The organism is Faecalibacterium sp. DFI.5.82 (assembly GCF_029076575.1).
GTDB lineage: Bacteria > Bacillota > Clostridia > Oscillospirales > Ruminococcaceae > Faecalibacterium > Faecalibacterium duncaniae.
In genome coordinates this window covers 1-301 of the sequence record NZ_JARFIS010000752.1, presented here as the reverse complement: position 1 = coordinate 301, position 301 = coordinate 1, and the positions used below count along the sequence as shown (strand labels likewise).

Genomic DNA, 301 nt, shown 5'->3' with positions numbered 1-301 from the left:
CACGGGCTCGAGAAGGCATTGAGCCAAAAAGAACGGACGCCTTTTTTGTAGGCGTCCGGGTTGTCGGCGATCCACTTGGCCGGCTGCTGTCGCATGACGTCCTCGGGGATCAGGCAGCCGCAGGCCGGGCAGCTCCACGAGACGCCGCTCTTGAGGCTCCACGACTTTGTCCCGCGGATCCGCTTGACCTCCGGGTCGAACTGGATATTGTCGAACACGATCTCGCTGTACTCCCCGCACTCGGGGCAGCGGTGGCACCAGCGTTCCTGCGTGCCTTGGTAAAAACTCGTCTAGATGTTGC

The 301-nt window shown here is 61.8% G+C and carries 1 pseudogene; it reads right to left on the bottom strand.

Annotation, left to right across the window (positions count from 1 at the left end):
• Positions 1 to 224, bottom strand: a pseudogene (locus tag P0G09_RS18750) (phage terminase large subunit family protein); the annotation flags it as partial.
• Between the last annotated feature and the right edge of the window lie 77 nt (positions 225 to 301).